The sequence below is a fragment of the Pseudomonas sp. JV245A genome (genome assembly GCF_032424515.1).
GTDB classification, from domain to species: domain Bacteria; phylum Pseudomonadota; class Gammaproteobacteria; order Pseudomonadales; family Pseudomonadaceae; genus Aquipseudomonas; species Aquipseudomonas protegens.
Window position 1 is genome coordinate 20,872 of sequence record NZ_VYKE01000076.1, and the last position, 6,475, is coordinate 27,346.

Sequence of the window (6,475 nt, forward strand, 5' to 3'; positions counted from 1 at the left end):
GACATGCTCGATTCCAAACTGTTACGTAGCAACCTCCAGGACGTAGCGGATCGTCTGGCATCCCGCGGCTTTGCCCTGGATGTGGCACGCATCGAAGCGCTGGAAGAACAGCGCAAGACCGTGCAGACCCGCACCGAGCAACTGCAGGCTGAACGTAACGCGCGCTCCAAGTCCATCGGCCAGGCCAAGCAACGCGGTGAAGACATCGCCCCGCTGATGGCCGACGTTGAGCGCATGGGGAACGAGCTGAGCTCCGGCAAGGCGGAGCTGGAAAACATCCAGAGCGAACTGGATTCGATCCTGTTCGGCATTCCCAACCTGCCCCACGAGTCGGTGCCGGTGGGCGAAGATGAAGACGGCAACGTTGAAGTGCGCCGCTGGGGCACCCCGACCGCCTTCGATTTCCCGATCAAGGACCACGTGGCCCTGGGCGAAACCCACGGCTGGCTGGACTTTGAAACCGCCGCCAAGTTGTCCGGCGCGCGTTTTGCCCTGTTGCGCGGCCCGATCGCCCGTCTGCACCGCGCCCTGGCGCAGTTCATGATCAACCTGCACACCGGCGAGCACGGCTACGAAGAGGCCTACACCCCGTACCTGGTGCAGGCTCCGGCGCTGGTGGGCACCAGCCAGTTGCCGAAGTTCGAGGAAGACCTGTTCAAGATCACTCGCGAAGGCGAAGCCGATCTGTACCTGATCCCGACCGCCGAAGTGTCGCTGACCAACATCGTCGCTGGCGAGATTCTCGACGCCAAGCAACTGCCGCTGAAGTTCGTCGCCCACACGCCGTGCTTCCGTAGTGAAGCCGGTGCTTCGGGTCGCGATACCCGCGGCATGATCCGCCAGCACCAGTTCGACAAGGTCGAGATGGTCCAGGTGGTCGAGCCGTCGACCTCCATGGAAGCCCTGGAAGGCCTGACCGCCAACGCCGAAAAAGTCCTGCAACTGCTGCAACTGCCGTACCGCGTACTGGCCCTGTGCACCGGCGACATGGGCTTCAGCGCGGTCAAGACCTACGACCTGGAAGTCTGGGTACCGAGCCAGGACAAGTACCGCGAGATCTCCTCGTGCTCCAACTGTGGCGACTTCCAGGCCCGCCGCATGCAGGCGCGCTTCCGCAACCCGGAAACCGGCAAGCCTGAGCTGGTGCACACCCTCAACGGTTCCGGCCTGGCCGTGGGCCGCACCCTGGTGGCGGTGCTGGAGAACTACCAGCAGGCCGACGGTTCGATCCGTGTGCCGGATGTGCTGAAGCCTTACATGGGTGGCCTTGAGGTCATCGGCTAAATGGAATATCTGCCGCTGTTTCACAACCTTCGCGGCAGTCGTGTGTTGGTGGTCGGCGGAGGGGAGATTGCCTTGCGCAAATCCCGTCTGCTGGCCGATGCCGGTGCGCAGCTGCGAGTGGTCGCACCTGAAATAGAAGCGCAATTGCAGGAACTGATCGTCGCCAGCGGCGGTGAGTCCCTGTTGCGCGGGTATGTCGAGGCCGACCTCGACGGCTGCACCCTGATCATCGCCGCCACCGACGACGAATCCCTCAATGCCCAGGTCTCCGCCGATGCCCATCGGCGTTGCGTGCCGGTCAATGTGGTGGACGCGCCGGCCCTGTGCAGCGTGATCTTCCCGGCCATCGTCGACCGTTCGCCGCTGGTCATCGCAGTCTCCAGTGGCGGCGATGCGCCAGTGCTGGCGCGGCTGATCCGGGCCAAGCTGGAAACCTGGATTCCTTCCACCTACGGCCAACTGGCCGGGTTGGCGGCGCGTTTCCGCGCCCAGGTCAAAGGCCTGTTTCCGGATGTGCAGCAACGCCGGGCGTTCTGGGAGGACGTATTCCAGGGCCCCATCGCCGATCGCCAGCTGGCGGGGCAGGGCGCGGAAGCCGAACGTCTGTTGCAGGCCAAGATCGCTGGCAAGGCGCCTCATGCGCCGGGCGAGGTGTATCTGGTGGGCGCAGGCCCGGGTGATCCGGACCTGCTGACCTTCCGCGCCCTGCGCCTGATGCAGCAGGCCGACGTGGTGCTCTACGACCGCCTGGTGGCACCGGCGATTCTCGAGCTGTGCCGCCGCGACGCCGAACGCATCTACGTCGGCAAGCGTCGCGCCGATCACGCCGTGCCCCAGGAACAGATCAACCAGCAACTGGTGACCCTGGCCCAGCAAGGCAAGCGGGTGGTGCGCCTGAAGGGTGGTGATCCGTTCATCTTTGGCCGGGGCGGCGAAGAAATCGAAGAGCTGGCGGCCCACGGCATTCCGTTCCAGGTGGTGCCGGGGATTACCGCGGCCAGTGGTTGCTCGGCCTATGCCGGGATTCCCCTGACTCACCGTGACTACGCACAGTCAGTGCGCTTCGTCACCGGCCATCTCAAGGACGGCACCAGCAACCTGCCCTGGAGCGACCTGGTGGCGCCGGCCCAGACCCTGGTGTTCTACATGGGCCTGGTGGGCTTGCCGACTATCTGCGAGCAACTGATCAAGCACGGTCGCGGCGCCGACACCCCGGCGGCGCTGGTTCAGCAGGGCACCACCAGCAACCAGCGTGTCTTCACCGGCACCCTGGGCAACCTGCCTGCGCTGGTGGCCGAGCATGAAGTGCACGCGCCAACCCTGGTGATCGTCGGCGAAGTGGTCCAGCTACGCGAGAAGCTGGCCTGGTTCGAAGGCGCTCAGTCCGAGGTCTGAAAAGCTTCGCCGGCAAGCCGGCTCCTACACATCCCGCTGTTGTAGGAGCCGGCTTGCCGGCGAAAGCGTCCTCAACCCCTGCACCAAACCCCTTGCCCACTCAACCGCTGCCGATCATGGCCGCGGCTGAAGTCCTGTAACGGCCCCTTGGGCACAATGCCTGTCGGATTGATGGTGGTGTGGCTGGCGTAGTAGTGCCCCTTGATGTGGGTAAAGTCCACGGTCTGGGCAATCCCCGGCCACTGGTACAGCTCCCGCAGCCAGTTCGACAGGTTCGGGTAATCGGCAATCCGCCGCAGGTTGCACTTGAAGTGGCTGTAGTACACCGCATCGAAACGAATCAGGGTGGTGAACAGCCGCACGTCGGCTTCGGTCAGGTGCTCGCCGGCCAGGTAGCGCTGCGTGTCGAGCAGGGCCTCTAGCGCATCCAGTTCGGCGAAGACATCATCGAACGCCGTCTCATAAGCCTTTTGCGAGGTGGCGAACCCGGCGCGGTACACACCGTTGTTCAGTGCCGGATAGATGCGCCCGTTGAGCTCATCGACCCTGCTGCGCAAGGGTTGCGGATAGAAGTCCAGGGTATTGCCCGTCAAGCCGTCGAAGGCGCTGTTGAACATGCGGATGATTTCCGCCGATTCGTTGCTGACGATGCATTGGCGCTGTTTGTCCCACAGCACCGGTACGGTGACGCGGCCGGTGTAGTCCGCGGTGTCGGCGGTGTAGCGCTGGTGCATGAAGTCGAAGTGGTCCAGGGGGTCGCCGCTGGAACCGTAGGCGGTGTCGAAGGTCCAGCCGTTCTCGCGCATCAGCCAGCTGACCACCGAGACGTCGATCAGCTTTTCCAGACCCTTGAGCTTGCGCAGGATCAGCGTGCGGTGGGCCCAGGGGCAGGCCAGGGAGACATAGAGGTGGTAGCGCCCGGCCTCGGCGGCGAAGCCGCCTTCACCGCTGGGGCCGGGGCGGCCATCGGCAGTGACCCAGTTGCGACGTTGCGCCTGTTCTCGTTGGAAGGCGCCGTCCTTGCCGCTTTCGTACCACTGGTCATGCCAGCGCCCTTCGATCAGCAGACCCATGAAATGCTCCTCGGCTGTTTTGCGTTGGAGTGCAGTCTATGCCCCTGGGTTCGAACAAAAAGCGCAAAGCATGGGCGGTTTTGATCGATTAAATCGATCTGTCTCGGGCATCCCAGTACTGCTGGGCCAGGGCGAAGGCTTGCTCCCGGGGCGTGCCCAGGCCGCGCAAGGCCAGGGCCATGGTGGCCAGCAGGGCCAGTTGCGGGTAGCTGTCTTCTACATCGCCGCGCCACAGCGCCTTGAGGTGCTCGGGTTCCAGGCTCGCAGGTTTCACATGGCGTTGTGCCGACAGTGCCGGCCATTCCTCGTCCCAACTGACGCCACCGGTGCTGCCGTACAGATGGCTGGCGCTGTCCGGGTTGATCTCGATCTCGCCGCCATCGCCCTTGATCACGATGACGTTGTCCCCCAGCAGGCCGCTGGCATCGCGGTGCACTGCCTGGTAGCCGGGGTGGAAGATGCTCTGCAGGCCGCAGCGGGCGCCCAGGGGGTTGAGAATGCGCGCCAGGGAATGGATCGGTGAGCGCAGGCCGAGGATGTTGCGCAAGTCGATCATGCGCTGCAGTTGCGGCGCCCAGTCCCCCAGGGGCATGAAGGCCAGGTTGCCCTGGTCCAGTGCCTGGCCGACCGCCTGCCAGTCACGGCACAGGGGAATCCCCAGGGGTTCCAGCAATTGTTCGGTGTACAAGCGCCCGGCGGTGTGGGCGCCGCCACCGTGGAGCAGGATGCGCACGCCGTTCTGTGCCAGGCACTTGGCCGCCAGCAGGTACCAGGGCAGGTGGCGCTTCTTGCCGGCGTAGGTCGGCCAGTCGAGGTCCAGGGCAATCGCCGGGGCGTTCAGGCGTTCGCGCAAGGCTTCGGTGAAGCCCGCCAGCTCTTGCGGGCTTTCTTCCTTGTGCCGCAGCAGCATGAGGAAGGCGCCCAGTTGGGTGTCCTCGACCTTGCCGTCCAGCAGCATGCCCATGGCTTCCCGGGCTTCCTCGCGAGTCAGGTTGCGCGCGCCGCGCTTGCCCTTGCCGAGAATCCGCACGAATTGGGCGAAAGGGTGTTCTTCCGGGGTTTGGGTGAGCAAGGGGGCGAAATCGTTCATAGGCAATTGGTCGGCTTGGGCAGGCCCGCCAGCTTGGCGGCAAGTTTGGCGGGAGTGCCTTTGAACAGTCGGTTCAGGTGCAGGCTGTTGCCCTTGTCCGGGCCCAGCTTGAGGGCGGTGTACTTGATCAGCGGGCGGGTGGCCGGGGACAGCTGGAACTCCTTGTAGAAACCCTGGAGCAGTTCGAGGATTTCCCAGTGTTCCGCGCTCAGCTCAAGCTCTTCGTTGGCGGCCAGGGCTTGGGCCACGTCGGCGGACCAGTCGTCGAGGTTGACCAGGTAACCGTCCTTGTCCAGTTCGATGGCGCGAGCGCCCACAGTCAGGGTACTCATAGCCAGGTGTTGACCTTGTCATGCTGAAGGGACAGCTCGACGAAGCCCGGGTAGTCCACCGCGCGGGCCCAGGTCGGCAGGGCCAGGCCGCGGGCGTTCAGGTCTTCTTCCAGCACGTACAGATTCAAGCCGCTACGGGTGCTCAGTTCGCTGCAAATGGCGCTGCCCGGTTGCAGGGCATAGGCGGCGTCGCCGCACAGCAGCAGGCCGTCGGCGCTGCCCAGCAGGCGCAGGCAACTGCTCAGGCGGGTGTCGGTGAAGGGCGAGTGGGACAACACATGCAAGGTCGACATCAGAGGGTAATCACCTGATCAAAGCGGTCGATGATCCCGGCCAGTTCCGGGGCGTCCAGCAGCTGTACATCGTCAAGACTCAAGCTCGCCGGGTCGAGGCCGCGGGCAGCGAGGCTGGCGCTGCAGGCAAACAGTTCGTCGACGCCGAACAGCGACAGCGCCTGCAGGTTGGCGCTCAGGTCTTTCTGGCGCAGCAGCGAGGCCTGTTGCCCGGGCGCCAGTTGCAGCACGCCATCATCGAGAAACAGCAGGCCGATGGGCAGGTCGAAGGCGCCGCCGGCCAGGGCGATATCCAGGGCTTCCCGGGCGCCAGGGCCGGTCCACGGCGCCTGGCGGCTGATCAACAACAGGGATTTGGCCATGTCACGCCCCTCCAAAACAGATCAGGCGGTCGGCGGCCTGTACCGCGTCATGCAATTGCCCGAGCCCCGACAGCTCCCAGGGGGCTTCGACGCTCACCGACGTGCGCTGGTAGCGCTGGGCTTCGTCAGCATTCAACACACCCCGGCGCAGGGCTGCGGCGATGCACACCACGCCGTCCAGTTGATGCTGGCCGACAAACTCGCGCCATTCCCGAGGCAGGTCCTGTTCGTCCTGGGGCGTGACGATGCTGTTGGCGGCGTTGTACACGCCGTCCTGGTAGAAAAACAGCCGGACAATTTCATGCCCGCCCGCCAGCGCCGCCTGGGCGAACAGCAGGGCGCGGCGCGAGGAAGGCGCGTGGGCGGCAGAGAACAGGGCGATGGCGAACTTCATGACGGACTCGATGGATAAAACTGCGGCCATGATAAAGCTTTATCCGAACATCGGCTAAACCCGTTTCGCCCCCGGGGCTCTGGTTCCAGGCATGCAGGACATATCGGGTAAAGCTTTGCCCGGCCCCAAACCGCGAAGCGAGGGATAGACTCGCGCCTTCATTCAACCGGGGACAAGGAGCAAGGGATGATGGATCTGAATTCGGCGGTGGTAGTGGTCACGGGGGCCGGAAGGGGCTTGGGGGCCGCGCTG

8 protein-coding genes are annotated in these 6,475 nt (G+C 64.6%); 2 read left to right on the forward strand and 6 right to left on the reverse strand.

Translation table 11 applies throughout. The annotated features are described in order from the left end of the window. Positions 1-3: 3 nt before the first annotated feature. Entirely contained in the window at positions 4-1,284 is a 1,281-nt protein-coding gene (gene serS, locus F6S12_RS19605) for a serine--tRNA ligase (RefSeq protein ID WP_011062164.1), read from the forward strand. Next, complete coding sequence (cysG, locus tag F6S12_RS19610; protein ID WP_011062163.1) at positions 1,285-2,679, forward strand: siroheme synthase CysG; 1,395 nt, start codon at positions 1,285-1,287, stop codon at positions 2,677-2,679. A 71-nt stretch (positions 2,680-2,750) separates the two neighbouring features. Here the strand turns inward: cysG and F6S12_RS19615 are convergent, their stop codons facing one another. The 6 genes from F6S12_RS19615 to tusD form a co-directional block, all read right to left on the reverse strand. Further along, positions 2,751-3,752, reverse strand: coding sequence for a glutathione S-transferase family protein (locus tag F6S12_RS19615; protein ID WP_315869231.1), 1,002 nt, complete (start codon positions 3,750-3,752; stop codon positions 2,751-2,753). Positions 3,753-3,840: 88 nt separating this feature from the next. Then, positions 3,841-4,842, reverse strand: coding sequence for a glycosyl transferase family protein (locus F6S12_RS19620; RefSeq protein WP_053152671.1), 1,002 nt, complete (start codon positions 4,840-4,842; stop codon positions 3,841-3,843). Further along, entirely contained in the window at positions 4,839-5,174 is a 336-nt protein-coding gene (locus tag F6S12_RS19625; RefSeq protein ID WP_016966956.1) for a TusE/DsrC/DsvC family sulfur relay protein, read from the reverse strand. Before F6S12_RS19625 ends, F6S12_RS19620 begins: the two co-directional genes overlap by 4 nt. Continuing rightward, positions 5,171-5,467: a sulfurtransferase complex subunit TusB gene (tusB, locus tag F6S12_RS19630; protein ID WP_053152669.1), complete on the reverse strand. Its 297-nt coding sequence runs from the start codon at positions 5,465-5,467 to the stop codon at positions 5,171-5,173. The genes F6S12_RS19625 and tusB overlap by 4 nt, the downstream gene beginning before the upstream one ends. Beyond that, complete coding sequence (gene tusC / locus F6S12_RS19635) at positions 5,467-5,829, reverse strand: sulfurtransferase complex subunit TusC (RefSeq protein ID WP_053152667.1); 363 nt, start codon at positions 5,827-5,829, stop codon at positions 5,467-5,469. Before tusC ends, tusB begins: the two co-directional genes overlap by 1 nt. A gap of 1 nt (position 5,830) precedes the next feature. Continuing rightward, positions 5,831-6,223 (reverse strand): sulfurtransferase complex subunit TusD, encoded by a 393-nt coding sequence (tusD, locus tag F6S12_RS19640; RefSeq protein WP_019092899.1) that lies wholly within the window; start codon positions 6,221-6,223, stop codon positions 5,831-5,833. Positions 6,224-6,475 lie beyond the last annotated feature (252 nt).